The organism is Qipengyuania marincola (assembly GCF_029688625.1).
In the GTDB taxonomy this organism is placed as follows: domain Bacteria; phylum Pseudomonadota; class Alphaproteobacteria; order Sphingomonadales; family Sphingomonadaceae; genus Qipengyuania.
On the sequence record NZ_JARULC010000004.1, the window covers coordinates 43,776 to 68,619 of the forward strand.

Here is a 24,844-nt window from a genome sequence, read left to right on the forward strand (position 1 = left end):
ACGGCCGTTTTCGCCTGATTTGGCTTCTCACCAATACCGCGCGTAGCGGTCGTCGTAGCGGCAATCATCGTCGACATAGCGCCCGTCGCCATAATAGCCGTCGCACTCGTCATTCTTGTCGGTCGCATAGCCGACGACACCGCCGATAGCAGCGCCGGCGAGTGCGTAGGTCTTGATGTCGTCGCCAAGAATCGCGCCAAGGCCGGCCCCGGCAGCAGCACCGGCGGCCGCCCCTTCGACGGCGTAATTCTGCGCGCAGGCACCAAGCGACAAGGTGGAAAGAGCAAGCGCCGGGGCGAGTATGAGCTTCGAATTCATGGGGTATCTCCGTTTGCGTCCCTGTTGGACGAAATACGGAAGTAGGGCCCTCATGTTCCTGCTCAATCGTAGGTCACGCCATCCAGTCCGGCGCCGCCCTCTGCGATGAAACGATCAATGCGCTGCTCCAGTACTGGCAAGGGAACCGAGCCGAGCGAAAGCACCACATCGTGAAATTTGCGCAAGTCGAAGGCGTCGCCGAGCTCGTTTTCCGCTTTGGTTCGCACCCGCTTGATCGTGAGCTCGCCGAGCTTGTAGGCCAGAGCCTGCCCGGGCCAACTGATGTAGCGGTCGATCTCGGTACCGACCTCGCGCTCGGACAGGGCTGTGCGCTGCGACAGGTAATCGACCGCCTGCTCGCGGCTCCAGCCATAGTGGTGAATGCCGGTGTCGATCACCAGCCGTGCGGCGCGCCACATTTCGTAGGATAGCTGGCCAAAACGCTCATAGGGCGTGCGATAGATCCCCATCTCGTTGCCGAGGTGCTCGACATAGAGCCCCCACCCCTCGCCAAAGCCGGAAAAATAGGTCTGGCGGCGAAACAGCGGCGCCTCTTCCTGCTCCAGCGCGATCGCGGCCTGGAAGCTGTGGCCTGGGGCGCATTCGTGCAGAGTCAGTGCGGGAATATTGTAGACGGGGCGCGAGGGCAGATCGTAAGTGTTGATCTGGCAGTACTCGAGCCCGCCGCGACCTGCCGTGTAGAATGGCGCGATGGCCGGGTCGACGGGGCGGATACCGTGGCGGTAGCGCGGCAGGAAGCCGAAGTATTCGCCAAGTTTGTCGTCCACCCGCTTGGCCGCATAGGCGGCGACACCCATCAGTTCGTCGGGCGTCTCCGCCACGAACTGCGCATCGGTGCGCAAGAAGGCGATAAATTCGCTGAGCGAGCCGTCGAAGCCTGCCTCTTCCTTCACCTTTTCCATTGCCGCGGTAATACGGGCGACTTCGTCGAGTCCGATCCGGTGAATTTGCTCGGCTGTCAGGTCGAGCGTCGTGTACTGGCGGATTTGCTGGGCGTAATAGTCTTCGCCGCGAGGGAATTCACGGGCGCCCAGCGTTTTGCGCGTTTTCGGAAGATACTCGTCGCGCATGAAGCCGAGCAGCTCTCGATAGGCGGGAGCGACAGCCTGCTCGATGGCATTGCGCGCCTCCCCGCGCAGTCGCTCCTGCTCGGCGGCCGGAATGCGTGCCGGCATCTCGGCGAAGGGCCGCCAGAAGGGGTTCTCGTCGACCTCGGCAGCAGCGTAGGCTTCGATCGACACGTCACGACCTTCCAGCGTAACCGCCGGAACGCTGAAGCCACGATCGAGACCGCTTCGCATATTCGCGATATTTTCGTCGAAGAAGCGCGGCAGGTCGCGCATTCGGGCGATATAATTTTCGTATTGCACGACATCCATCGGGCCCGACGGAACGAGGTAGGACCAGAAATTGCTGTCGGAATTGAGCGGCATCTCCCACTCGCGATAGGCGATATCGCCAAGGTCCTGTTCGATCAGGGTCACGAGGACGGCCGCGTCGATCCGCTCCCTCTCGCCAAGCTGCTCTGTCTCCAGCAATCGAGCGCGTGCCAGCAAATCCTGCAGTACCCGCTCGCGCTCAGCATAAGCCGACGGCGTAACCGAGGGGAGTTTGCCAGTCGGCGCCGTGCTGCCGTCTGGTTTGGCCTCGCGCTCGTATTCTGCAAGGCCGAACCGATAGTATTCATCGGCCAGCGCTTGAAGCGTGCTCGACTGCTCAGTCCGTACTGGCGTTGCGGAACGGCCGTCCTGCGCGACGGCGGGCAGCGCCGCTGCCAGCAGGATGGGGAGGAAACTTGCAGTCGCGGCTTTCATCACACCCTCCCCTTCGATCGATCAGTCTGGCTTCTTGGCCACGCCGACCATGGCCGGACGCAACAGGCGATCTCTGATCATGTAGCCGGCCTGCATTTCCTGCACGATCGTGCCGGGCTCCGCTTCGTCGGTCGGCACTTCCATCATCGCCTGATGCTGGTTGGGGTCCAGCGGCATGCCCTGCGCCGCAATCCGCGTGATGCCATTCTGCGCGAAGACCTTTTCCAGTTCGCGCATGGTCGCCTCGATCCCGGCGATGAAATTCTTCGCCTTGTCGCTCTCGCGCAGGTCCTCGGGCACATGATCCAGCGCGCGCGACAGATTGTCGGCCACGCTGAGAATATCCCGGGCAAAACTGGTCGCACCGTAATTGCGCGCATCCTGCACGTCTTTTTCAAGCCGGCGACGCACATTCTGGGTTTCGGCGCGCGCATAGAGAACGTCCTGCATCGCCTTGTCGAGATCGCCCTTCAAGTTGGCGAGCGCATCTTCGAGGCTGTTGTCCTCTTCGCCCGGACCATCGTCGCGCAAATGCTCGGGCACGCCTTCCATTTCGCGCGCCATTTCATCGTCGACCGCCTTTTCATGCGGTTCGTTCTTGTTCTCGTCTGTCACTGGTAAACCCTGTCAGCCAATTCTCTTGCCCAAGGATCGGGCCGTGAAATCCACCATGGGGACGACCCGCGCGTAATTCAACCGAGTCGGCCCGATGACCCCCAGTACGCCGACAACCTTGCCCTCCCGGTCACGATAGGGCGCGGCGATGACCGACGAGCCGGACAGCGAGAAGAGGCGATTCTCGCTCCCGATGAAGATGCGCATCGCCTCGGCACGCTGCGCGCGCTCAAGCAGTTCGGAAACCGATTGCTTGTTCTCAAGCTCGTCGAGCAGCGATCGAACACGTTCGATGTCGGACAGGGCGCCGTCGTCGAGAAGATTGGCTTGCCCCCGAACGATCAGCACAGGCCGCTGCGCCGAGTCCTGCGTCCATGTAGCGATACCCCGACGGACGAGATCCCGGCTCGCTTCATCGAGGGCGGAGCGGCCGGAGGCGATTTCCTTTTCGACGAGCCTGGCTGCCTCGGCCAGCGTCCGGCCATTCGTGCGCGCCGTGAGGTAATTGCTGGCCTGTTCGAGCGACGTCCCCAGCATCGCGGCCGACAGGTTCAGAACGCGGTTCTCGATATGCCCGTCCTCACCCACCAGGACCGCCAGAACCCGTTGGGCATCGAGCGGCGTCAGCGAAACCTGCGCGAGGCGCGGTTCGCGCCGCGGCACCATCACCATGCCGGCGGCGCCCGAGAGGTCGGACAGCAGCGCCGACGTCTCTTCCAGCGCGCGCTCTATCGGGCCGGGCTCGGCGAGGCGCTGCTCGATCGCGGCGCGTTCTTCCGCCGTCGGTTCTGCCACCTGCATCATCGCGTCGACGAACAGCCGCAAGCCGCTTTCGGTCGGCATCCTGCCAGCGCTGGTATGGGGCGCAGCAAGCAGCCCCCTCGCCTCCAGATCGGCGAGGACGTTGCGGATCGAGGCCGGCGACAGATTGAGCCCGCGATCGCCGGCAAGCGTTTTCGAACCCACCGGCTGCCCGCTGTCGAGATAGCCTTCCACCACCAGGCGGAAGATATCGCGTGCCCGGTCGGACAGGTCGGTAAGCGAGGGCGAATTCATTCCGCCATATCTAACCCTTCCTCTTGCGGCCTCAAGACCCATGCGCCACACGCCTCCGCGAGATTCGACTGTATTGGAGATACGAGAATGCGACCTTCCGGCCGGGCGCCAGACGAAATGCGCGCCATCACCATTGAAACTGGCTATACCAAGCACGCCGAAGGCAGCTGCCTGATCAGCTTCGGCGAAACGCGGGTGCTGTGCACTGCGAGCGTCGAAGAACGAATTCCGCCCTGGTTGCGCGGCAAGGGCGAAGGCTGGGTCACTGGCGAATATTCCATGCTGCCCCGCGCCACCCACACACGCGGCCAGCGGGAAGCCGCCAAGGGAAAGCAGAGCGGGCGGACACAGGAAATCCAGCGCCTCATCGGCCGGTCTCTGCGAGCGGTGGTGGACATGAAGAAGCTCGGCGAGCGGCAGATCACGCTCGATTGCGATGTCATCCAGGCCGATGGCGGCACGCGCACGGCGTCCATCTCGGGTGCATGGGTTGCGCTCCGCCTCGCGATCGACGGGCTGATGAAATCGGGCGCAATCACGCAGGATCCGATCACCGCCAAGGTCGCAGCCATTTCCTGCGGTATCTACAAGGGCACACCGGTGCTCGACCTCGACTATCCCGAGGATAGCAGCGCCGATGCCGACGCCAATTTCGTGCTGATCGAGGGCGGCAAGATTGCCGAGGCCCAAGCCACCGCCGAGGGCGCACCCTATGACGAGGAAGCCTTCCTGCGCCTGCTGCGTCTCGCACAGATGGGCTGTGCCGATATTTTCCGCGCGCAGGACGAGGCCGTTCGCAAGTGACACGTCGCCTGGGCTCCGGATCGCTCGTGATTGCCACGCACAATGCGGGAAAGCTGAAAGAGATTGGCGCGCTGTTGGAGCCCTATGGCGTGAAATGCATTTCGGCCGGATCGCTCGGGCTGCCCGAGCCGCCGGAGACCGGGACGACATTCGTGCAAAACGCGCTGATCAAGGCGCGCGCCGCAGCAGAAGCCTCGGGCCTTGCGGCGCTTGCCGATGACAGCGGCCTGGCAGTCGATGCGCTGGACGGGCGCCCGGGGGTCTACACCGCTGACTGGGCAGAGCGGCAGTGGTTCGAAGGCGATCCCGGACGTGACTGGTATATGGCCATGGGCAAGGTCGAAGGCATGCTGCAGGCCAAGGGCGCCGATATCGATCGCTCATGCGCCTTCCACTGCGTGCTGGCCATTGCATGGCCGGACGGGGACCATGCGATCTATGAAGGTACGGCGCCGGGCTCCCTGACATGGCCGCCGCGCGGGACCATGGGTTTCGGCTATGATCCGGTTTTCGTGCCGCAGGGGCGCGAAGAAACGTTTGCAGAGCTCGATCCGGCGGAGAAACACGCCATCAGCCATCGTGCCGATGCTTTCGCCAAATTGGTCGCCGAACAGTTCGGCTAGGCTTCAGTAGGCTTTGCGGCCCCAGACATTGCCGGCCGGCCAATACCGGCAGACCAGAATATCATTGCCTCTCGCGGTCACCCAGGCGCAGCCGACTTCCTGCGTGTCGCGCCATACAATCTGAGTGTAATGCGCCACATCAGCCCAGTTTCCCGTCCGCGAGATATGGGGGAAGCTGCCGTGCCGATAGTGTTTCTTTTCTTCGATGAAACGCCCTACCGCCATATCGGGAGACCAGTGGCCCGCCGTGCCCATCCACAGGTTCTCGCCCGTGCCGTCGCGTGCAGTATGATCGGCATGCTGCAATCTGCCCTTGCGGGAAAGTTCATGCGCCCAGCGATGCGCCTCGCGCTCCAGGTGGACGTTCCATTTCAATCTGGGCAGGCGGAGGCGATCGCGCTCCTGGTTGTGCGCGTCAAGGATACGCGAAGCCGTGCGAACATCGCTGGTGCGCAACTGCGACGACGACGATGCGCTTGCAGCAACGCCGATAGCCGTGGCAGAAAGCAACCCAATCGCGCCGATTATCGGCGTTTTCCAATTTTTCGACCCGCTCATGCCCACTATTTTCGGCATTCTGGGTTAAGATAGGCTGAAGACGGTTTTGGCGCGCGCACTATACATCCACTGGCCGTTCTGCCTCGCAAAATGCCCCTATTGCGACTTCAACAGCCATGTTCGATCCGAGACGGACATGGCTGCCTGGGAGGCTGCGTTGCTCGCCGACATGCGGCACGAAAGACTTGTTACGCCAGGCAAAGAACGTCTCACAAGTATCTTTTTTGGCGGGGGAACACCGTCGCTCATGCCCCCGGCCCTCGTCTCGAGACTGCTTGACGAAGCCGAGCGTATCTGGGGTTTCGAACCAGATATTGAGATCACGCTCGAGGCCAATCCCTCCTCCGTCGAAGCGGCCAACTTCGCGGTGCTGGCATCTGCGGGAATCAATCGCGTCTCGCTCGGGGTGCAGAGCCTGCGAGACGAAGCGCTCCGTTTTCTCGGCAGGCTGCATGGTGTCCGCGAAGCGCTGGATGCAGTGGCCACGGCACAGCAACATTTCAAGCGGGTCTCGGTCGATCTGATCTATGCGCGGCCCGATCAGTCGGTCCGCGAATGGGAAACGGAGCTGACCGAAGCAATCGCCCTCGGGACAGGTCATATGTCGCTCTACCAGCTGACGATAGAGCCGGCGACGCGATTTGCGACCGATGTTCGACGCGGTCTTTTCGACCCCCTCGACGATGATCGTGCAGCCGACCTTTTTGCGCTGACTCGCGAGATGACAGCGGCTGCCGGACTACCCGCCTACGAGACCAGCAATCACGCGCGCTGCGGCGAGGAAAGTCGCCACAACCTTACCTACTGGCGATACCAGGACTATCTCGGCATCGGGCCGGGCGCTCATGGCCGACGTTCGGGAATTGCGACGATGCGCCATCGCAAGCCAGAGAATTTCCTCAGTGCGGTCGAGGCCAAGGGACACGGAATAGCCGAGCATCGCCAGCTGGGTCTGCGGGAACAGGCTTCGGAGGCGTTGCTGATGGGCTTGCGCCTTGCCGAAGGGGTCGACCTCGATGCGCTCGCCGCTCGCTTCGAGATGGACGGAGACGCTCTGATCGAACCTTCCAAGCTGGACCTTTACCGCAGCCTCGGCCTCGTCCGGGTTGAAGGCGGGCGGATTGGCGTCACGCCGCAAGGTATGCCCCTCCTCGACGCCCTGCTTGGAGAACTTGTTCCGGCAGATCTCGTGGCGTCATGAGCAGGGCGGACCTGCTTGCCGCCTGGCACGATCATCTTGCGCTCGGTCGGCGTCGCTCGCCGCATACGGTGCGCGCCTATACGCGAGCAGCCGAGCGACTTGTTACGCGCCTCGGGCTCGGCGACTGGGACGCCATCGCCGGATTGACGCCAGCGCGTCTCCGTACGCATCTGGCGTCGCGACGGGCCGACGGACTGGCGAACAGCTCCGCCGCGCACGAGCTTTCCGCGCTCAAGAGCTTCATCGCTTTCGCTCGCGCAGAGGCCGGGCACGAGGTCACCGATCCGCCGCGTATGCGCGGGCCGCGGATCAAGAAGGGACTGCCGCGCCCTGTCACGCCCGATGATGCGGTCGGTCTCGCGGACACGGTCGAGGCGCTATCCGCCGACAGCTGGATCGGCGCGCGCGACCGCGCCGTGCTGTTGTTGCTCTATGGCGCAGGCCTGCGCATTGCAGAGGCTCTGGCACTCACCGGGGCGGCATATCCGCTAGGCGAAAGACTGCTCGTCACCGGCAAGGGCGGCAAGGAGAGGGGCGTTCCGATCCTGCCTGTCGTAGCCGAGGCGGTCGATGAATACGCGAAGCAGTGTCCCTGGCCACTGGAGTCCGATGCCCCCCTGTTTCGCGGAGCGAGGGGCGGCGCGCTCAGCCAGGGGATGGTTCAGAAGGCGGTCGCCCGGGCGCGCAAGGCGCTTGGCCTGCCCGCCACGGCCACTCCGCATGCGCTGAGGCATAGCTTTGCCACCCATCTGCTTGGTGCCGGGGCCGATCTGCGCAGCCTGCAGGAACTGCTCGGCCACGCGAGCTTGGGGTCCACGCAAATCTATACGCAGGTCGACGCCGCCAGCCTGCTTGACACCTACCGCAAGGCACATCCCCGCGACCGGGACTGAGGATGATCGATCAAAGGGCCGCGTGCCGTCGCTCGATCGCATCCCAGATCAGCGCTGCAGTATCGGTGCCATTGAAGCGATCGATCGCGACGATGCCGGTGGGCGATGTGACGTTGATTTCGGTCAGCCATTTGCCGCCGATCACGTCGATACCCACGAACACGAGACCGCGCCGCTTGAGTTCCGGACCCATGGCAGCGCAGATTTCCTCTTCGGCCGCGGTAAGGGTCGTCGATTCAGCGTGTCCGCCCTGCGCAAGGTTCGAACGGAACTCACCTTCGCCCGGGAAGCGATTGATCGCCCCTACAAATTCTCCATCCACGAGAACGATACGCTTGTCGCCCTCGCTCACCTCGGGCAGGAAAGGCTGAACCATATGCGGCTCGGGCCAGGTCTGGTCGAAAACCTCGCTCAGCGCGCTCAGATTGGTGCCATCGGCATCGAGGCGAAAGATCGCCTTGCCGCCATTGCCGTGCAGCGGCTTCACGACGACCGAACCATGTTTCCTCTGGAATGCCCGCAGGTCATCGATGTGTCGCGCGACCAGCGTCGGCGGCATATATTGCGCGTAGTCGAGAACGAACATCTTCTCAGGCGCATTCACCACCTCGCGCGGGTCGTTCACCACCAGCGTAGTCCCCTTCAGCCGGTCGAGGAGAAAGGCGGCGGTGATATAGCCGAGGTGAAATGGCGGGTCCTGCCGCATGAGGACAACGTCGATGTCCTGCGCCAGGTCGATCCGGCGCCGTTCCCCGGCGGTGAAATGATCACCTTCCACCCGCTGGACCGTGACCGGCGCGGCATGCGCCGTGATCTTGCCGTGAGAGGTGCCGTCACTCTCGTAAGCCAGTGTCGCGAAATCGTAATGCCATACCTCGTGCCCTCGCGCCTGCGCCGCCAGCATCAGGGCGAAAGAGCTGTCACCCGCGATGTTGATGCTCTCCAGCGGGTCCATCTGGACGGCGACACGCAACTTCATTGGCGGCTCCTCAGGGTTGCCATGCGTTGGCGATGTGGCGGGGGAAGCTGCCTGGTGCAAGCAGGATCACGTCGATGCGGACATCTTCTCCGTTCCCGGCATAGTGATGAGCGACCGCTTCCGCCGCGGCCGCCACGCGCGACAGGCGGTATTCGTCGATCGCGTAATCGAGATCGGTCCGCTTGCGGCGCCATTTGACCTCGACGAAAGCGACGACGGAACCGCGCTTCGCGACGAGATCGATCTCGCCAGCCGGTGTCTTTACTCTCCTATCGACGATCTGCCAGCCCTTGGCCTTGAGCCAGAAAGCCGCGCGGGCTTCTGCGTCTCGTCCGCTCTTTTCGGCGAGCTGGCGCTTCATTCGCTGCGCAGGCCAAGCGCGCGCGTGTAGAGCGCTTTGCGGTCGAGCCCGGTTCGCTTCGCCACCTGCGCTGCGGCTTGGGATGGCTTAAGGGTCTCCAGCGCTTCGAGCAGCAGGGCATCCGCATCGGCATCGGTCGTCTCGACCCGGACGGGTGGTCCGACAAGCAGGACGATCTCACCCTTCGGCGGATTGGCTTCGTACCAGGCCATCAGACCGTGCGGCAGCCCTCGCCTCACGTCCTCATGCAGCTTGGTGAGTTCGCGGGCGACCGTCACCTCGCGATTGGGCAGCGATGTCGCGATGGCATCGAGCGATTTCAGCAGCCTCGGCGCGGTTTCGTAGAAGACCAGCGTGCTGTCGATCGAGGCCAGACCTTCGAGATACTCGCGCCGGGCCTTGTCCTTGTTCGGCAAGAAGCCGGCAAACATGAAACGGTCGTTCGGCAGACCCGATAAGGTCAGGCCCATGATAGCGGCGCATGGCCCGGGAATGGCGGTGACTTGAATGCCTTCCGAATGGCAATCGTTGACCAGGCGAAATCCCGGGTCGCTGACCAGTGGCGTGCCTGCATCGCTGACCAGCGCCACCGCGCGCGTCTGCATGGAGTCCACCAGCCGCCGCCGGTCCCGGTGCTCGCTGTGATCGTCATAGCGCCACAGAGGCTTTGAGATGCCCAAGTGCTTGAGCAGCTTGCCGGTTATCCGCGTGTCTTCGCAGGCGACACCGTCGCAAGCCTTGAGCACCTCGATAGCGCGCAGGGTGATATCGCCGAGGTTGCCGATTGGCGTGGCCACGATATACAGCCCCGGATCGAGGCTTTTTTCAGGGGGTGGGGTTTCGCTCACCCCTTCCCCATGAACCATTCGCACGGGAGGCGGCAAGATGAAGCGCTGGACTATCGACCGGAGAACCTTCGCCGCCACTGCCCTCGCGACGCTGCTTGCCGGTTGCGCGGTCATCCCCCGGGGGGCCGAGCGGCCCGGCCCGGTGGAAACCGCGCCCACCCCCGCGCCCAGCGAGACCGCCCTGCCACAGGACCAGCAACGCCATCGGGTCGCCCTGCTGGTGCCGATGTCGGGCTCTAACGGGAATGTCGGACAGGCCATCGCCAATGCCACGACAATGGCATTGCTCGATACGGGTGCCGACAATCTGCGGATAACGACTTATGACACTGCGCGCGGCCCTGAAAGTGCGGCCCGGCAGGCCGTGGCGGAGGGCAACAGCCTGATCCTCGGGCCGCTGTTGGGAAGCAATATTCCCTCGATCCTTTCGGTTGCGCGGGCCGCCGACGTGCCGGTCGTCTCATTCTCGAACGATACCAGTGCTGCAGGGCCGGATGTTTTCATCATGGGCCACATTCCCGAACAATCGATCATGCGCACGGTGCAGTACGCGCGCGGGCGCGGCGCGAACAATTTCGCCATCATCGCGCCGGATGGCGCTTATGGCGAACGGGCCGAGGAAGCCATGCGGCGGTCCACCGCAGCCTATGGCGGACGCGTCGTGTGGACCGAGCGCTACTCGCGTGGAAATACTTCCATCGTCAGCGCCGCGCAGAGGCTGCAGGATCACGGCGGGTACGATAGCGTGCTCATCGCCGATGGCGCGCGTCTCGCGATACAAGCTGCGGGCACACTGAAATCCAGCGGAAGCACGGCCTGCCTGCTCGGCACTGAACTGTGGAGCGGAGAAGGCTCGATCCCGCGTGCATCGGCGATGGAGGGCGCGCTGTTCTCGGCCGTTTCCGACGATCGCTACAAGCGCTTCGTCGACAGTTACGAGGCGCGCTTCGGTGGGCAGCCCTTCAGGATCGCGACGCTCGGCTACGATGCCGTATTGCTGACCTTGCGCGTTGCTCGCGACTGGAGCGTGGGCACCCCCTTCCCGGTGCGCGCATTGCAGTCTTCAGACGGATTTCTCGGTCTCGATGGCGCCTTCCGCTTCAATCGTGCCGGCGTGGTCGAGCGGGCGATGGAGGTGCGCGAAGTGCGCGATCGCGGGGTCGTTGTGGTGGACAGCGCGCCGTCCGGCTTCTGATCGGCGCGGATAAAGGGGGCCGCGCGCTTGTCGCTTGCACGACAGGCGCGATATAGACGCGCGCATGTCCGACGATCTTTTCGAGAACACGCCGACGTCGAGCGGCGACTATGACGCCTCCTCCATCGAGGTGCTGGAAGGGCTCGAGCCCGTCCGTCGCCGTCCGGGCATGTATATCGGGGGCACGGACGACCGCGCGCTCCATCACCTCGTTGCCGAAGTGCTCGACAATGCGATGGACGAGGCGGTCGCGGGACACGCCAGCCGGATCGAGATGCGGCTCGATGAAGGCAACAAGGTCACGATCTCGGACAATGGCCGCGGCATCCCGGTGGGCGAGCATCCGAAATATCCCGGCAAGTCCACGCTCGAGGTCATCCTCACGACCTTGCATTCGGGGGGCAAGTTTTCCGGCAAGGCCTATGCCACCAGCGGGGGACTGCATGGCGTTGGCGTGAGCGTGGTAAATGCGTTGAGCAGCGACACGCGGGTCGAGGTGGCGCGCGACAAGACGCTTTATGCGCAGGAGTTTGCGAAGGGTCATCCGACCGGCGCGCTCATTGAGATCGGCGCAGCACCCAACCGGCGCGGCACCACCGTCAGTTTCGTGCCCGACAGCGAGATTTTCGGGGATCGCAGCTTCAACCCCAAGCGCCTGTTCAAGCTGGCTCGGTCCAAGGCGTATCTTTTCGCCGGGGTGGAAATCCGATGGAAATGTGCGCCAAGCCTCGCTTCCGACGACGTGCCGGAAGAAGCGGTGTTCAAGTTTCCCGGCGGCCTTGCGGATCATCTGGCCGAACAGATCAATGGGCGTGAATGCGTCACCGCACAGCCCTTCGCCGGCAGTCAGGAATTCCCGGCAATGGGCGACGGCGCCCAGCAAGGGCGGGTCGAATGGGCGATCGCCTGGCCTCTCTTCTCCGACGGATCGACCAGCTGGTACTGCAATACCGTGCCGACGCCCGACGGCGGGACGCACGAGCAGGGCCTGCGCGCAGCACTCACCAAGGGGCTGCGGGCCTTCGGCGAACTGACCGGCATCAAGAAATCGAAAGACCTGACCGCCGACGACGTGATGACAGGCGCTGAGGTCATGCTCAGCGTCTTCATTCGCGATCCGCAGTTCCAGAGCCAAACCAAGGACCGCCTCACTTCGCCCGAGGCCGCCAAGCTGGTCGAGAATGCGGTGCGCGACCATTTCGACCACTTTCTCACCGACAATATGGATCGCGGCAAAGCCCTGCTTGGCCAGGTCATGGAGCGGATGGACGAGCGCTTGCGGAGGAAGCAGGAGCGCGAGGTCAAGCGCAAGACCGCGACCAACGCCAAGAAATTGCGCTTACCCGGCAAACTCACCGATTGCTCGGGCGAAGGCGATGGCGAGACCGAACTTTTCATCGTCGAGGGCGATTCAGCAGGTGGCAGCGCCAAGCAGGCGCGCGACCGCAAGACGCAGGCGATCCTGCCGATCCGCGGCAAGATCCTCAACGTCGCCAGCGCGACTGCCGACAAGATTCGCGCGAACAGCGAGATCGCCGACCTGACGCTCGCGATGGGCTGCGGCACGCGAAAGGACTGCGATCCCGAGAATCTTCGCTACGACCGGATCATCATCATGACCGACGCGGACGTCGATGGAGCGCATATCGCGACCCTGCTGATGACGTTCTTCTTTCAGGAAATGGCCGAGGTGGTCCGGAATGGGCATCTGTATCTTGCGCAACCGCCGCTCTACCGCCTCACCGCCGGCAAGGAGAGCCGCTACGCCCGCGATGACGAGCACCGCCGCGAGCTTGAGGAAACGGTGTTCAAGGGCAAGAAGGTCGAGGTCGGCCGCTTCAAGGGCCTGGGCGAAATGAATCCGGCTCAGCTGCGCGAAACCACCATGAATCCCGATACGCGTTCACTGATCCGTATCACCTTGCCCCAGGAATTCGAACAGCGTGCGGTGGTGAAGGAATTGGTCGACCAGCTCATGGGTCGCAATCCCGAACACCGGTTCAATTTCATCCAGAACAACGCTGGCGAATTCGACCGCGAGATGATCGACGCCTAGTCCGACTGTACTGTATGCACATGGAGCTCACCCTCCAGCGTACGGTGAACGGGGCACTTGTCCGCGATCTCGATCAGCTTTGCGCGCTGCCCTTCGTCGAGGTCGGGGCCTTCGATGGCGATCGTCCGATGCAGCGCCTGCATCTTCTTGCCCTGCTCCATGGCCTCGACGTGATCGCATTCCTCAGCGTGGTTGCGCTCGTGGCGCACTCCGACCGTCACCCCTTCCAGGGGCCACCCCTTGCGATCGGCATACATCTTCATAGTCATCGCCGTGCAGCTACCCAGCGCCGCGTTGAGGAGGTCGTAAGGCGTCGGGCCGGTATCGTCGCCGCCGTAACTTCGCGGCTCGTCGGCGATAAAACGATGGGAGACCGTGTGCACCTCGGTGCCGAACTTCCCGTGGCCGGTCTTCACGACCACCCCTTCATCGGGCAGCGGCCAGTCGTCGCGCATGGGAAGATAACGCGTCGCCCAGCTGGCGATGACATCGGCCGTGAAATGCGCATCCTCTTCCTTCACGAGAAGATGGTCTGCACCTTCCAAGCTGACGAAACTCTTCGGATGTTTCGCAGCCTGGAACAGGGCGCCGGCATGTTCGATGCCCACGATCTGATCGGTCGGCGAATGGAGAAACAGGAGCGGTTTTCGCAGGCGCGACACTTCCGCGAGGAGGTCCACGCTCTCGACCTTCTCGATGAACTCGCTGCTCAGCGTGAACTCGCGACCGCCGATCTTGACCGGCGCAGGTTCGCCCGCCCGGATGGCGTCAATGTCGCCATCGATATTGGCGAGGACGTGGGGCACGTCGCTCGGCGCACCGATCGTGGCGATCGCCGCTACGTGGTCGAAGCCGAGATCGTCCGCCGCGGCCAGCACCGCCGCGCCACCCAGGCTATGGCCGATCATCAGGACCGGGGCTTCGAAACGCTCGACCAGCATTCGCGCCGCTTCGACGAGATCGCTGACATCGGTGGCAAATCCTGCGCGACCGAACTCGCCCTCGCTCCCGCCCAGCCCGGTGAAATCGAACCGCAGCGTCGCGATGCCGCGCCGGGCCAGCGCCCTCGCTACGGTCACAGCGGCCTTGCTCTGGCGCGTGCAGGTAAAGCAGTGCGCAAACAGGGCTGCCCCGCGCACGAGGCCGGTCGGAAGCTCGAGCGAGCCTTCCAGCCTGTGCCCGGCGGCAGCATCGATCGTGATCGTTTCGGTCGGCATGATGTCTCCAGTCCGCTGTCGGGCTTGCCAAGGTTACAGCGCCCCCTTGCCCTTCGCGTGCCCACCCCTTAACGCTCGCGTCAAGTTGCAAGGGAAAACCCATGGCCGACCAGACTACCGAACAGACCCGTTTTGAAGGCACCAAGTCCTACATTGCGACCGAGGATCTCAAGGTCGCGGTGAACGCGGCCGTGACGCTTCGCCGTCCGCTGCTGGTCAAGGGCGAGCCGGGCACGGGGAAGACCGTGCTCGCGCACGAGATCTCGAAGGCGCTCGACGCCCCGCTGATCGAATGGAACGTGAAATCGACCACGAAGGCGCAGCAGGGCCTTTACGAATATGACGCGGTCGCCCGCCTGCGCGACGGCCAGCTGGGCGACGAGCGCGTCCACGACATTTCCAATTACATCAAGAAGGGCAAGCTGTGGGAAGCGTTCACTTCCGAACAGCTGCCCGTCCTGCTGATCGACGAGATCGACAAGGCCGACATCGAGTTTCCGAACGACCTGCTGCAGGAACTCGATCGGATGAGCTTCGACGTCTATGAAACGCATACCCGGATCGAGGCGAAGGAACGTCCGATCGTGGTGATCACATCGAACAACGAGAAGGAACTGCCGGACGCCTTTCTGCGCCGCTGCTTCTTCCACTATATCAAGTTTCCGGATCGCGAGACGATGCAGGACATCATCGATGTTCACTATCCCGATATCCAGAAGACGCTGGTCAAGAAGGCGATGGATATCTTCTACGAGCTGCGCGAAGTGCCGGGCCTGAAGAAAAAGCCGAGCACCAGCGAATTGCTCGATTGGCTCAAGCTGCTGATGAACGAGGATATGCCGCTCGAGACGCTGCAGGATAACAATCCGAACAGCGCCATCCCGCCGCTGCACGGCGCTCTGCTGAAAAACGAGCAGGACGTGATGATGTTCGAACGGCTTGCATTCATGGCGCGCCGCCAAAGCTGATGCATGAAGGCGGATGCCTTTGCGGGAGCGTGCGCTTCACGATCGAAGGCGACCCGCAGGGCGCACGCTATTGCTGGTGCCGCGATTGCCAGCGCATCGCAAGCGGCATGGCGACGGTCAATGTGTTGTTCGATGCCGACGCGGTGACCTATTCTGGTGCGATGACGGTGATGCGCCTTGTCGCTGACAGTGGGAACACGGTCGAACGCGGCTTTTGCGAAAAATGCGGGTCGCAGATGTATTCGAAGACCGTGGTCGGTATGGCGCAGCCGATGCGAGTGCGGGCCGGGACATTGGACGATCCGGAGATTTGCCCGCCGAGCTACATCATCTGGGGACGAAGTGCGCCATCGTGGGCTCCATTTCCGGACGGTATGATCGTGTACGAATCCGGTCCGGGCTCGACCGTTATCAATCCAAAACGGACGACTCAGTCGAAGCTGTAAGCCAGCTCCACATCTCCCCAGCGTCTGCCATTGATGATCAAAGGCACATAGACGTCCCGAACGATCACGTAATTCTTGCCGTCGCCTTCCTGGCGATAGACCGCCATTGTAAAGGGATCGTTGGTCGTCTTCGCGACATTGTCGATGCCTTCCATGATGATGCGGCCGTTGCGGCAATATTTCGTGTCGTGCGCCAGGTCGCCAATCGGCTTGCGCGACCGATCGGTAATGTGGGTTGGAAGAAACCCGTTCATATCCGCCTGCGTGCACATGACGATCGCGCCACCTTCGGCGGTGACAGCGTCATTCACTGGGCGCCAGTGTTTATCCGCCCAATCGGAAAAATTGGTGCGATACAACTTGGGATCCGTACCGGGAACCTCCCGGTAATTCTGGTCGAACAACTGATCCATGGTCAGCGTGCCTTCGGCCAAGGCCTTCGTCGCGATGTCCACCAGCTCCTGGGCGATGCCTTGGGCCTTCTCGACCATCTGGCTGTCTTGCGGCGACAGGCCGGCCTTCACCAGCGTGTCGAACATCTCGCTCGCGGTGAGCTCGAGTTCCTCCATCCGGTCATGCGCGGTGGCAAGCTTCGCCTCATTGTCGCTGACCGCCGAGTCGAAATCGCCAAGCACGTCCTGCACCCGGTGAACGTGCTCGGAGATCGTTGCCGAATTGCGCGCGATAAGATCCTGTTGCTGGTCCACCTCGCCGATCAGCTCGGTCACGCCGCTGAGGGTGCGTTCAATGGCCGATACGGAGCTTTTGGCTTCCGCACTTGCGGTGGCACCGACCTGGATCTTCTCGATCACCTGCGCTGCTTCGCCGCCGAGCGTATCGATCGTGCGGCCGATTTCCTCGGTTGCGCGCCGGGTTTCGTTCGCCAGCGATTTCACTTCATTGGCAACCACGGCGAAGGTGCGGCCCTGTTCGCCTGCGCGCATCGCCTCGATAGTCGCATTGAGCGCCAGGATATTGGTCGTTTCCGCGATCTGGTCGATTTCCTGCGAGCTGCGCCGGACCTGGTCCATCGCTGCGGCAAAGCCCGTGACATGCTGCGTCAGCGTCTGAACCAGTTCGAGCAAATTTCCGATCTGGCCCAGCGAATTGCCGATCAGTTCGGATCCCTGCGACAGGCGGTCGATGGCCCGTTCGGACAGCAGGCGCGCTTCATCCGTGGCCTCGAGCACCTTGCGCTGGTCCTCGTCCAGGTCGCGCACCGTTCCCTGCAGTTCGACATATTCGGCTCTCAAATGACCGAAGCTGTCGATGACGCCCTGCACGATCCCGGCAACGTCGGTGCAACCGACCGTGACTCGTCCGCAACTTTCCGGAATCTGGCTGATGCTGGTGCCCTCACCCAGACTGACTTGGCGCATTTCCATTGCTCGCTTCGACCCTGTTCGGTTTGTTAGGGGCGGATTAGCGCGGATTGGTTATTGTCGAGTTAAGGTTCGGCACGATCTGCCCCCTTCGCAAGGACCCGAGAAACGGTTAAGCCACTTCCATGTTCTTCAACTTCGTCGATGAATTGCGCTCCGCCGGCATTCCGGCCAGCTTCAAGGAACACCTGACTCTGCTCGAAGCGCTCGACAAGGACGTGATCGAGCAGACTCCCGAGGCCTTTTACTACCTTTCACGCGCGACCTTCGTGAAGGACGAGGGGCTGATCGACCGGTTCGATCAGGTATTCTCCAAGGTCTTCAAGGGTATCATGTCCGATTATGGCCAGAACCCGGTCGACATCCCGGAAGACTGGCTGAAGGCCGTCGCGGAGAAGTTCCTCTCCGAAGAGGAGATGGCCGCGATCAAGTCGCTCGGGGACTGGGACGAGATTATGGAGACGCTGAAAAAGCGGCTGGAAGAGCAGGAAAAGCGCCACCAGGGCGGCAACAAGTGGATCGGGACCGGCGGCACTTCGCCGTTTGGCAACTCGGGATACAATCCTGAAGGCGTGCGCATTGGCGGCGAGAGCAAGCACAAGCGCGCGGTAAAGGTGTGGGACAAGCGCGAGTTCAAGAACCTCGACAACACCAAGGAACTGGGCACGCGTAACATCAAGATGGCGCTGCGCCGGCTGCGCCGGTTCGCCCGCGAGGGTGCGGCCGACGAGCTCGATCTCGACGCGACAATCGACGGCACGGCGAAGCAGGGCTGGCTCGACATTCACATGCGGCCCGAGCGTCACAATGCTGTGAAACTGCTGCTGTTCCTTGATGTCGGCGGCTCGATGGATCCGTTCATCAAGCTGTGTGAGGAACTCTTCAGCGCGGCCACAACAGAGTTCAAGAATCTCGAATTCTTCTACTTTCACAACTGCCTGTATGAAGGGGTTTGGAAGGACAACAGCCGGCGCTGGCAGGAGCGGACCAAGACATGGGACGTGCTCCACAAATATGGCCACGACTACAAGGTGATTTTCGTTGGCGATGCCGCGATGAGCCCTTACGAGATCACCCATCCCGGCGGCAGCGTGGAGCACATGAACGAGGAAGCGGGCGCGACCTGGATGCAACGCGTGGTGAATACCTACCCGGCGACCGTCTGGCTTAATCCGGTGCCGGAGAAGCAGTGGAGCTATTCGCAATCGACCAAGGTGATGAAGCACCTCGTTAACGACCGCATGTATCCCCTGACGCTGGATGGCCTTGACGATGCAATGCGTGAACTGAGCCGCAAACAGGGCTGACGGCTTGAAGCATTCACGTTTCGAGGCTTTTCGCCTCCGCCTCGAACGATACGACCCTGGCACCGGCTGGCGGCTGTGGCTTTACGAATTTCTGCTGTTCGGGTTCAAGCAGGCCTGGGCGTGCCTGTTCGGCGCTCTGATGCTCGGCTTGCTACTGGCAACGCATTTCTTCTACCCGGACGATGCGCCGCTCTACCGCTATGATTTCATCACGCTTGGCGCCCTGGCGATCCAGTTGGGAATGATCGCCTTCCGGCTCGAAACTATCGCCGAGGCCAAGGTAATTCTGATTTTCCATGTCGTCGGCACGGTCATGGAACTGTTCAAGACAGCCGCGGGATCGTGGCTCTATCCCGAACCGAGCCTTCTCAGGATCGGCGATGTCCCCCTGTTTTCGGGTTTCATGTACGCCTCGGTGGGAAGCTATATCGCCCGGGTCTGGCGGATCTTCGATTTCCGCTACGCGAACTATCCGGCGCGCTGGATGACGTATGGGCTTGCAGCGGCCATCTATGTCAACTTTTTCGCACATCATTGGCTGCCGGATGTCCGTGCGATGCTGTTCGTGGCGACCTTTGCGGCGTTCTGGCGCACGCGCATCTATTTTCGAAACTGGCGCGCATATCGCTGGATGCCCTTGCTGCTCGGGTTCTTCCTCGTCGCCCTATTCATCTGGGGTGCAGAAAATATCGCGACATTCGCTCGCGCCTGGTCCTATCCGGGCCAGGAGGATGGCTGGGAGATGGTAAGCCTTGCCAAGCTCGGCAGCTGGTTCCTCCTGATGCTGATCAGCTTCGTTCTCGTCAGCCTTGTCAATCCGTTGAAGACGCCGGATAATGAGACCTGAGGAGCAACGCAATGCAGACTATTTCCCTTATTTCCGCGGCCCTGCTGGCCAGCGTCGCCTTGGCAGCGGACACCGATACCGCTCCGGAAGCCCCGGCCGACGCTGAAGCGCGACCTTGCGACGGTGCCTATCCAGTCTTCAATCCCGAAGGTTGCCCGGAGAAACCCATCACGCCGGCTGACGCCGAGGACATCATCTGTCGTGACAAGATACACCAGGTTCGCGATGCAAATGGCCAGCCGCAGCTCCGCCGGGATGCGGAGCAGCGCGAGGACGCCGCGATGATCAAGGCAGTCGACCAACGGATCGACGGCTGCAATGTGATGGTCATGCATCACGACACAACCGACATTCGCCCGCTTCCCAAACCGGATGGCGAGCCGAGGCTGGAGCCGGCCGGCTAGGCCCTGCTCGCTAGTCCTGCTTGTCGAGTTCCTCGTTGAGGCGCAGGCTGCAGCGCCAGAAGAAGAATGCCGGGATCAATCCGAGGAAGGCGGCCCCGTAAAGGACGTAGCGCACGCTCTCCTCGCCATATTCAGGCCGCAGGAAGTCCGACAGCATGCCGAAGAAAAGCGGGCCGAGTCCCAGCCCGATCAGGTTCTGAAAGAACAGCAGTACCGCGGCGGCGATGGCGCGCGAGCGCAGCGGCACGAGGCCTTGCGCCGCGGAATAGGTCGGGCCGTAGTAGAGCGAATTGAGCAGGGTCGGCACGAACAGCAGGGCAAGGCCCGCCTGCCAGCTTTGCGCCTGATAGGCGAGGAAGGCGAGCGGCGCGGCAATTGCCATGCCAATGGCCGGCGCGGTCAGGACATGACGGCGATTCTTGGCACCAAAGCGGTCGGCGAGCCACCCGCCGAGCACTGTTCCGGCAATGCCCGCGGCGCCGTTGACGATACCGAACCAGAACCCGACCTCGCCCGGCGTCATTCCGTGGGTCCGCTGGAAAAAGATCGTCGTCCAGGTCGTCTTGCCATAAGCGAGGAATGCCGCAGCCGATCCCGCAACCAGCAGGAGGACGAAGGCCCGTGACCGCATCACCCTGGCCATCGCCTGAAAGAAGGGGACGACGTCTTCCGTCCCGCGTTGACGCAACACTTCCAGGCTGTCCTTGCGGCGCGGTTCCTTGAGGACGAACCAAACCACCAACGCCAACGCGACGCCCGGCAGTCCGACGAACAGGAAGGCGCGCCGCCAGCCGACCCAGTCTGCCAACACCCCGCCGATCAGCATGCCCAGCAGCGTCCCGATGGGAATGCCGAGAGCATAAAAGGCAAGCGCCGAACTGCGCTTTTCAGGCGGGACCATGTCCGAAATCAGCGAATGGGCCGGCGGCGTGCAGCCCGCCTCGCCCACCCCCACCCCGATCCGGGCAAGCAGCAACTGGATGAAGTTTTGCGCCAGCCCGCAGAGCGCAGTCATGGCTGACCAGGTGGCCAGTGCCAGCGCGATCAGACGCGGACGATGCGTCGTGGGGCGATCGGAAAATCGCGCGATGGGCAAACCCAGCACTGTGTAGAACAGGGCAAATGCCAGGCCCGTCATCAGGCCGATCTGTGTGTCGCTAAGTCCCAGGTCGAGCGCGATAGGTTCGGCCAGGATGTTGACGATTTGCCGGTCGATGAAATTGAAGATGTAGACGATCAGCAGAATCCAGAGCGTCGCCCGCACCGAAGTCTGTGCGCCGCCAGTTTGTGCCGCTGTCGCCATAAGAACCTCTCCCGAAGCGCGGGTATGCCCGTCACCCGAGAGCAAGCAACCCTATCGACAGGCGTTCGTCAAGCGATCTGCGACAAAACGGAACAATCGGTTTGGCGACAGGCGCCTGCCGCCGGGGAATTGCTCAGCTGTACAGCAAATGCGGCGCGATGGTTTCGCGCCACGCCGCCTCGTCAGCGTCGGCCAGTGCGTCGAGGTCGCCCGGCTCAGCCTCGGCGTCATCCACCCATTCGCGCAATGTCGGACCGCCATTGATGACGTCGATCGCCAGTCGCTCGAGCTCGTATTCGTAGGGGAAGTCGCGCCACAGGTCGTAGTCGGGATAGAGCTTGCGGATCGCCTTGAACGCGAGGGCCTGCAGGCGCCAGGGGCGAAACTCGTGATGGTCGTGAAAGGGCCCCTCGGCATGAACCATCAATGCGTTGCACAATGTTCCGGCATGCTTGTGGAACGTCGGCTCGAACCAGCATTCGCGCAGCGCGCACCCGCGCAGCCACATGGGTGCCATGCGGTTCATCTCGCGCAATACGTCGCCTGCAGCAATATCTGGTGCGCCGAACAGCACTTCGAGCGGCCGGGTCGTCCCGCGTCCCTCGCTTAGCGTGGTGCCCTCCAGCATGACGGTGCCGGCATAGGCGCGCGCCATATTCAAATTGGCCGCATTGGGGCTGGGATTGATCCAGACGCGGTCCTTCGGCCAGCCGAACCCAGGCGCCTGTCCTGGCTTCCAGTCGACCATCTCGATTACGCGATAATCGAGATCGAGCTCGAAGTGATCCTTGAACCAGTGCCCCATCTCGCCCAGCGTCATGCCGTGGCGCATCACCATCGGCCCGGCGCCGACGAAACTTTCCTCACCCGGTTGCAGCAAGGTTCCTTCGACCGGTCCGCCGGCCGGATTGGGCCGGTCGAGCACCCATACTGCCTTCCCGGCTTTTGCAGCCTCTTCCATCACATAGAGTAGCGTGGTGACGAAGGTATAAATACGGCAGCCGAGATCCTGCAGGTCGAACAGGAAGATGTCGGCACTCGACATCATCTGGCCGGTTGGCCGCCGCACTTCGCCATAGAGGCTGAAGATCGGAATACCGTATCGCGGATCGGTTTCGTCCGCGGTCTCCACCATATTGTCCTGCTTGTCCCCCTTCAGCCCGTGTTGCGGCCCGAAGGCGGAGGTGACGCGAACGCCGCGTTGGATCAACGCGTCGAGCGAATGGTCGAGCTGCGCCGTTACCGAGGCGGGGTGCGCGACCAGCGAGACTCGCTTGCCCTCCAGCGGTGCGCGCAATTCAGGTTCCGCCAACAGGCGATCAATGCCAAACTTCATCTGGCGGTCGGTGCCGCAAGCGCGAGTGTGAAGCAAGCCGGATCGTGGAAATCCGGCTCCTCGCTCGTGTGGGCAAGCGCCCAATAGCTTTTCGCCCCGCCCCTCTCCTCGATGACGCACGATATGCCGAGCGAACAGTCTTCCTCGGGCAATGCCTTCGTCGGGATCGCAGCGTCGAACAGCGCGAAGTTCGTCCCCGGACGGATGGTGCAGTCCAGCGCGTGCTCCACCGGATGGTTCCGCATGCCTTTACGCGGCGTATCGAAGGCGTAAGCGGCCCAGCGCTCCGACGGCGAAAGATTGAATTCGAGATAGGCGCTGGCCCCCTCGGGCTTGACGAACAGTTCGAAACACGTGGTCTGCCACAGCATGTCGGCGCGCTTCCTCCCGCCGAACGCGGGATAGACCACCTTGCCAGCCTGTTCGATGCGCCACCGGAAGCACAGCCAATTTGCGTCGTAGCTTACCAATCGTGCAGAAACTCTGCTTACCTCCGCAGGTGGAAACGCCGGATGGGGCACCAGTTCATGCGTTTTCATGGCAGTCCTTAGCTGCTAGCGCGCGCTCCACCATGACCAGTTTCACATCCGATCTCCTGCGCAATCTCGACCAGCGCGGCTACATCCACCAGATCACCAACGCCGAGGCGCTCGACGCGCTCGCGGCCAAGGAGATCGTGCCGGGCTATATCGGCTTCGATGCCACCGCGCCATCGCTGCATGTCGGCAGCCTCGTGCAGATCATGATGCTGCGGCGCTTGCAGCAGGCGGGCCACAAACCGATCATCGTGATGGGCGGCGGAACGACCAAGGTCGGTGATCCGAGCGGCAAGGACGAGAGCCGCAAGATGCTCTCCGACGCCGATATCGAGGCCAATATCGCCGGGATCCGCAAGGTGTTCGAACGGCTGCTGGCCTTCGGCGATGGCCCTACCGATGCGGTGATGGTGAACAATGACGAATGGCTCAGCACACTCGGTTACATCGAATTGCTGCGCGACGTGGGGCCGCATTTTACGATCAACCGGATGCTGACCTTCGATTCGGTCAAGCTGCGGCTCGAGCGCGAGCAGCCGCTGACCTTCCTCGAATTCAACTACATGATTCTTCAGGCCTATGATTTCCGCGAACTGGCGGAGCGCTATGACTGTCGCTTGCAGATGGGCGGTAGCGACCAGTGGGGCAATATCGTCAATGGCATGGAGCTTGCGCGCAGAATGGACGGGCGCGAGCTGTTCGGACTGACGACGCCGCTGCTGACGACGGCTGACGGCTCGAAGATGGGTAAGACCGCGGCGGGCGCGGTGTGGCTTAACGAGGACCAGCTTTCGAACTACGATTTCTGGCAATTCTGGCGCAATACCGACGATCGCGACGTTGGCCGCTTCCTGCGCTTGTTTACAGATCTCCCGCTGGATAAAATCGAACGGCTCGAAAAACTCGAAGGCGCCGAAATCAACCAGGCCAAGATCGTCCTCGCAAACGCGGTCACGACGCTTGTGCGCGGAGCGGATGCTGCCAAAACGGCGGAAGCAACCGCATCCCAGACTTTTGCTGCGGGCGGGTCCGGCGCGGATCTGCCCACCTTGGCAATCGGTGCCGAGGGCATGCGGATCGGAGCGGCGCTGACTGCGCTCGGTTTCACGGCATCGAATGGCGAAGCGAAGCGGAAGCTGGCCGAAAAGGCGGTAAGGCTCGACGACGTTATCGTGGACGATCCGGGCTATCTCGTCACAGTCGCAGAAGGGGCGGAAGCCAAGCTGAGTCTCGGCAAGAAGAAGCATGCGATCCTGCACCGTTGACCGCCTTTCCGGCGGTCAATAAAAGCACAAAACCTGCGCGCCGATTTACCAAATATCAGCCTTTTTCGGCAAAGACTTTGAGCGATCGAAATTCTTGGAGGGATCGCCGGGTATGAGTGCCGGAGCACAATTGAGCGTAACCGACCAGCGGCGCATGGCGCGCCATCCGGTCGATCACCCGGTTATTGCCGAACATTTCGGCCGGGGTGACCTGCGCCTTCACATCGCCAATCTCTCGGCAAACGGCTTTATGGTCGACAATGCCGATGGCCTTACGCGCGGTGAGCGTGTCATCATTCGCTTGCCGGTGATCGGAAGGATCGAATCCTACGTTATCTGGACCCGCGACAATCGCGCCGGTTTCCAGTTCGAGCGGATCATCCGGATGGACGATTTTCTAGCCTTGATCGACGAGCTTCAGCCCAACCCGCGCTTGCGCAAGCTTCGCTGAGCCGAACCTATAGATAACAAAGCGCATGACAGGCGCGTCT

Annotated in this window: 26 protein-coding genes; 13 read left to right on the top strand and 13 right to left on the bottom strand. The window is 62.3% G+C overall.

The features are described 5' to 3' along the window. Positions 1-27: 27 nt before the first annotated feature. The 4 genes from P8Q88_RS14370 to hrcA all read right to left on the bottom strand — a co-directional run bounded on the left by P8Q88_RS14370 (position 28) and on the right by hrcA (position 3,824). Positions 28-318: a YMGG-like glycine zipper-containing protein gene (locus tag P8Q88_RS14370; protein ID WP_278324543.1), complete on the bottom strand. Its 291-nt coding sequence runs from the start codon at positions 316-318 to the stop codon at positions 28-30. Positions 319-380: 62 nt separating this feature from the next. Beyond that, positions 381-2,153 (bottom strand): DUF885 domain-containing protein, encoded by a 1,773-nt coding sequence (locus P8Q88_RS14375; RefSeq protein WP_278324544.1) that lies wholly within the window; start codon positions 2,151-2,153, stop codon positions 381-383. Positions 2,154-2,174: 21 nt separating this feature from the next. Beyond that, a complete protein-coding gene (gene grpE / locus P8Q88_RS14380) occupies positions 2,175-2,768 on the bottom strand; it encodes a nucleotide exchange factor GrpE (RefSeq protein ID WP_278324545.1) in 594 nt (197 codons plus the stop codon). 12 nt (positions 2,769-2,780) lie between these two features. Beyond that, positions 2,781-3,824: a heat-inducible transcriptional repressor HrcA gene (gene hrcA / locus P8Q88_RS14385; RefSeq protein WP_278324546.1), complete on the bottom strand. Its 1,044-nt coding sequence runs from the start codon at positions 3,822-3,824 to the stop codon at positions 2,781-2,783. 87 nt (positions 3,825-3,911) lie between these two features. Here hrcA and rph point away from each other — a divergent pair, with 87 nt between their 5' ends. Then, positions 3,912-4,628, top strand: a complete 717-nt coding sequence (gene rph, locus P8Q88_RS14390; protein ID WP_278324547.1) for a ribonuclease PH — start codon at positions 3,912-3,914, stop codon at positions 4,626-4,628. After that, entirely contained in the window at positions 4,625-5,251 is a 627-nt protein-coding gene (gene rdgB, locus P8Q88_RS14395) for an RdgB/HAM1 family non-canonical purine NTP pyrophosphatase (RefSeq protein WP_278324548.1), read from the top strand. Before rph ends, rdgB begins: the two co-directional genes overlap by 4 nt. 3 nt (positions 5,252-5,254) lie before the next feature. On the opposite strand, the gene P8Q88_RS14400 is transcribed toward rdgB, so the two are convergent. Then, on the bottom strand, positions 5,255-5,809 hold the full coding sequence (locus P8Q88_RS14400) for a CAP domain-containing protein (RefSeq protein WP_278324549.1): 555 nt from the start codon (positions 5,807-5,809) through the stop codon (positions 5,255-5,257). A gap of 46 nt (positions 5,810-5,855) precedes the next feature. Between P8Q88_RS14400 and hemW the strand changes: the two genes are divergently transcribed. Together hemW and P8Q88_RS14410 are read left to right on the top strand one after the other, a co-directional pair. Then, entirely contained in the window at positions 5,856-7,010 is a 1,155-nt protein-coding gene (hemW, locus tag P8Q88_RS14405; RefSeq protein ID WP_278324550.1) for a radical SAM family heme chaperone HemW, read from the top strand. After that, complete coding sequence (locus tag P8Q88_RS14410) at positions 7,007-7,903, top strand: tyrosine recombinase XerC (RefSeq protein WP_278324551.1); 897 nt, start codon at positions 7,007-7,009, stop codon at positions 7,901-7,903. The genes hemW and P8Q88_RS14410 overlap by 4 nt, the downstream gene beginning before the upstream one ends. 10 nt (positions 7,904-7,913) lie before the next feature. Here the strand turns inward: P8Q88_RS14410 and gshB are convergent, their stop codons facing one another. The 3 genes from gshB to rsmI are packed head-to-tail and all read right to left on the bottom strand — an operon-like array spanning position 7,914 to position 10,091. Then, on the bottom strand, positions 7,914-8,882 hold the full coding sequence (gene gshB, locus P8Q88_RS14415) for a glutathione synthase (RefSeq protein ID WP_278324552.1): 969 nt from the start codon (positions 8,880-8,882) through the stop codon (positions 7,914-7,916). 10 nt (positions 8,883-8,892) lie between these two features. Beyond that, positions 8,893-9,243: a YraN family protein gene (locus P8Q88_RS14420; RefSeq protein WP_278324553.1), complete on the bottom strand. Its 351-nt coding sequence runs from the start codon at positions 9,241-9,243 to the stop codon at positions 8,893-8,895. Beyond that, positions 9,240-10,091: a 16S rRNA (cytidine(1402)-2'-O)-methyltransferase gene (rsmI, locus tag P8Q88_RS14425; RefSeq protein ID WP_278324554.1), complete on the bottom strand. Its 852-nt coding sequence runs from the start codon at positions 10,089-10,091 to the stop codon at positions 9,240-9,242. The genes P8Q88_RS14420 and rsmI overlap by 4 nt, the downstream gene beginning before the upstream one ends. Positions 10,092-10,128: 37 nt before the next feature. On the opposite strand from rsmI, the gene P8Q88_RS14430 reads away from it, so the two are divergent. Together P8Q88_RS14430 and parE are read left to right on the top strand one after the other, a co-directional pair. After that, complete coding sequence (locus P8Q88_RS14430) at positions 10,129-11,286, top strand: penicillin-binding protein activator (protein ID WP_278324555.1); 1,158 nt, start codon at positions 10,129-10,131, stop codon at positions 11,284-11,286. Positions 11,287-11,350: 64 nt separating this feature from the next. Beyond that, positions 11,351-13,342 (top strand): DNA topoisomerase IV subunit B, encoded by a 1,992-nt coding sequence (gene parE / locus P8Q88_RS14435; protein ID WP_278324556.1) that lies wholly within the window; start codon positions 11,351-11,353, stop codon positions 13,340-13,342. On the opposite strand, the gene P8Q88_RS14440 is transcribed toward parE, so the two are convergent. Further along, positions 13,339-14,559: a bifunctional alpha/beta hydrolase/OsmC family protein gene (locus tag P8Q88_RS14440; protein ID WP_278324557.1), complete on the bottom strand. Its 1,221-nt coding sequence runs from the start codon at positions 14,557-14,559 to the stop codon at positions 13,339-13,341. The two genes, parE and P8Q88_RS14440, sit on opposite strands and share 4 nt — an antisense overlap. Before the next feature lie 101 nt (positions 14,560-14,660). On the opposite strand from P8Q88_RS14440, the gene P8Q88_RS14445 reads away from it, so the two are divergent. Further along, positions 14,661-15,527, top strand: a complete 867-nt coding sequence (locus P8Q88_RS14445; protein ID WP_278324558.1) for an AAA family ATPase — start codon at positions 14,661-14,663, stop codon at positions 15,525-15,527. Continuing rightward, positions 15,527-15,973 carry a GFA family protein gene (locus P8Q88_RS14450; protein WP_278324559.1) on the top strand — a complete coding sequence of 149 codons (447 nt, stop codon included), beginning with the start codon at positions 15,527-15,529 and terminating at the stop codon, positions 15,971-15,973. The genes P8Q88_RS14445 and P8Q88_RS14450 overlap by 1 nt, the downstream gene beginning before the upstream one ends. Here the strand turns inward: P8Q88_RS14450 and P8Q88_RS14455 are convergent. Beyond that, the gene (locus tag P8Q88_RS14455; RefSeq protein ID WP_278324560.1) at positions 15,958-17,352 is read right to left on the bottom strand and encodes a methyl-accepting chemotaxis protein; all 1,395 of its coding nucleotides are present in this window, start codon (positions 17,350-17,352) and stop codon (positions 15,958-15,960) included. The two genes, P8Q88_RS14450 and P8Q88_RS14455, sit on opposite strands and share 16 nt — an antisense overlap. A 128-nt stretch (positions 17,353-17,480) precedes the next feature. Between P8Q88_RS14455 and P8Q88_RS14460 the strand changes: the two genes are divergently transcribed. The 3 genes from P8Q88_RS14460 to P8Q88_RS14470 are packed head-to-tail and all read left to right on the top strand — an operon-like array spanning position 17,481 to position 19,913. Continuing rightward, positions 17,481-18,662: a vWA domain-containing protein gene (locus P8Q88_RS14460; RefSeq protein ID WP_278324561.1), complete on the top strand. Its 1,182-nt coding sequence runs from the start codon at positions 17,481-17,483 to the stop codon at positions 18,660-18,662. A gap of 4 nt (positions 18,663-18,666) precedes the next feature. Then, complete coding sequence (locus P8Q88_RS14465) at positions 18,667-19,509, top strand: DUF817 domain-containing protein (protein WP_278324562.1); 843 nt, start codon at positions 18,667-18,669, stop codon at positions 19,507-19,509. 11 nt (positions 19,510-19,520) lie between these two features. Then, entirely contained in the window at positions 19,521-19,913 is a 393-nt protein-coding gene (locus P8Q88_RS14470) for a hypothetical protein (RefSeq protein WP_278324563.1), read from the top strand. Positions 19,914-19,923: 10 nt separating this feature from the next. Here the strand turns inward: P8Q88_RS14470 and P8Q88_RS14475 are convergent, their stop codons facing one another. From P8Q88_RS14475 to P8Q88_RS14485, 3 genes are all read right to left on the bottom strand, one after another. Beyond that, on the bottom strand, positions 19,924-21,216 hold the full coding sequence (locus tag P8Q88_RS14475) for a spinster family MFS transporter (protein ID WP_278324564.1): 1,293 nt from the start codon (positions 21,214-21,216) through the stop codon (positions 19,924-19,926). Between the two features lie 133 nt (positions 21,217-21,349). Beyond that, positions 21,350-22,552 (bottom strand): exo-beta-N-acetylmuramidase NamZ family protein, encoded by a 1,203-nt coding sequence (locus P8Q88_RS14480; RefSeq protein ID WP_278324565.1) that lies wholly within the window; start codon positions 22,550-22,552, stop codon positions 21,350-21,352. Further along, positions 22,549-23,091, bottom strand: coding sequence for a DOMON-like domain-containing protein (locus tag P8Q88_RS14485; protein ID WP_278324566.1), 543 nt, complete (start codon positions 23,089-23,091; stop codon positions 22,549-22,551). Before P8Q88_RS14485 ends, P8Q88_RS14480 begins: the two co-directional genes overlap by 4 nt. Before the next feature lie 32 nt (positions 23,092-23,123). Between P8Q88_RS14485 and tyrS the strand changes: the two genes are divergently transcribed. Continuing rightward, positions 23,124-24,353 (top strand): tyrosine--tRNA ligase, encoded by a 1,230-nt coding sequence (gene tyrS, locus P8Q88_RS14490; RefSeq protein WP_278324567.1) that lies wholly within the window; start codon positions 23,124-23,126, stop codon positions 24,351-24,353. Between the two features lie 112 nt (positions 24,354-24,465). Continuing rightward, the gene (locus P8Q88_RS14495; RefSeq protein ID WP_278324568.1) at positions 24,466-24,804 is read left to right on the top strand and encodes a PilZ domain-containing protein; all 339 of its coding nucleotides are present in this window, start codon (positions 24,466-24,468) and stop codon (positions 24,802-24,804) included. Positions 24,805-24,844: the final 40 nt, after the last annotated feature.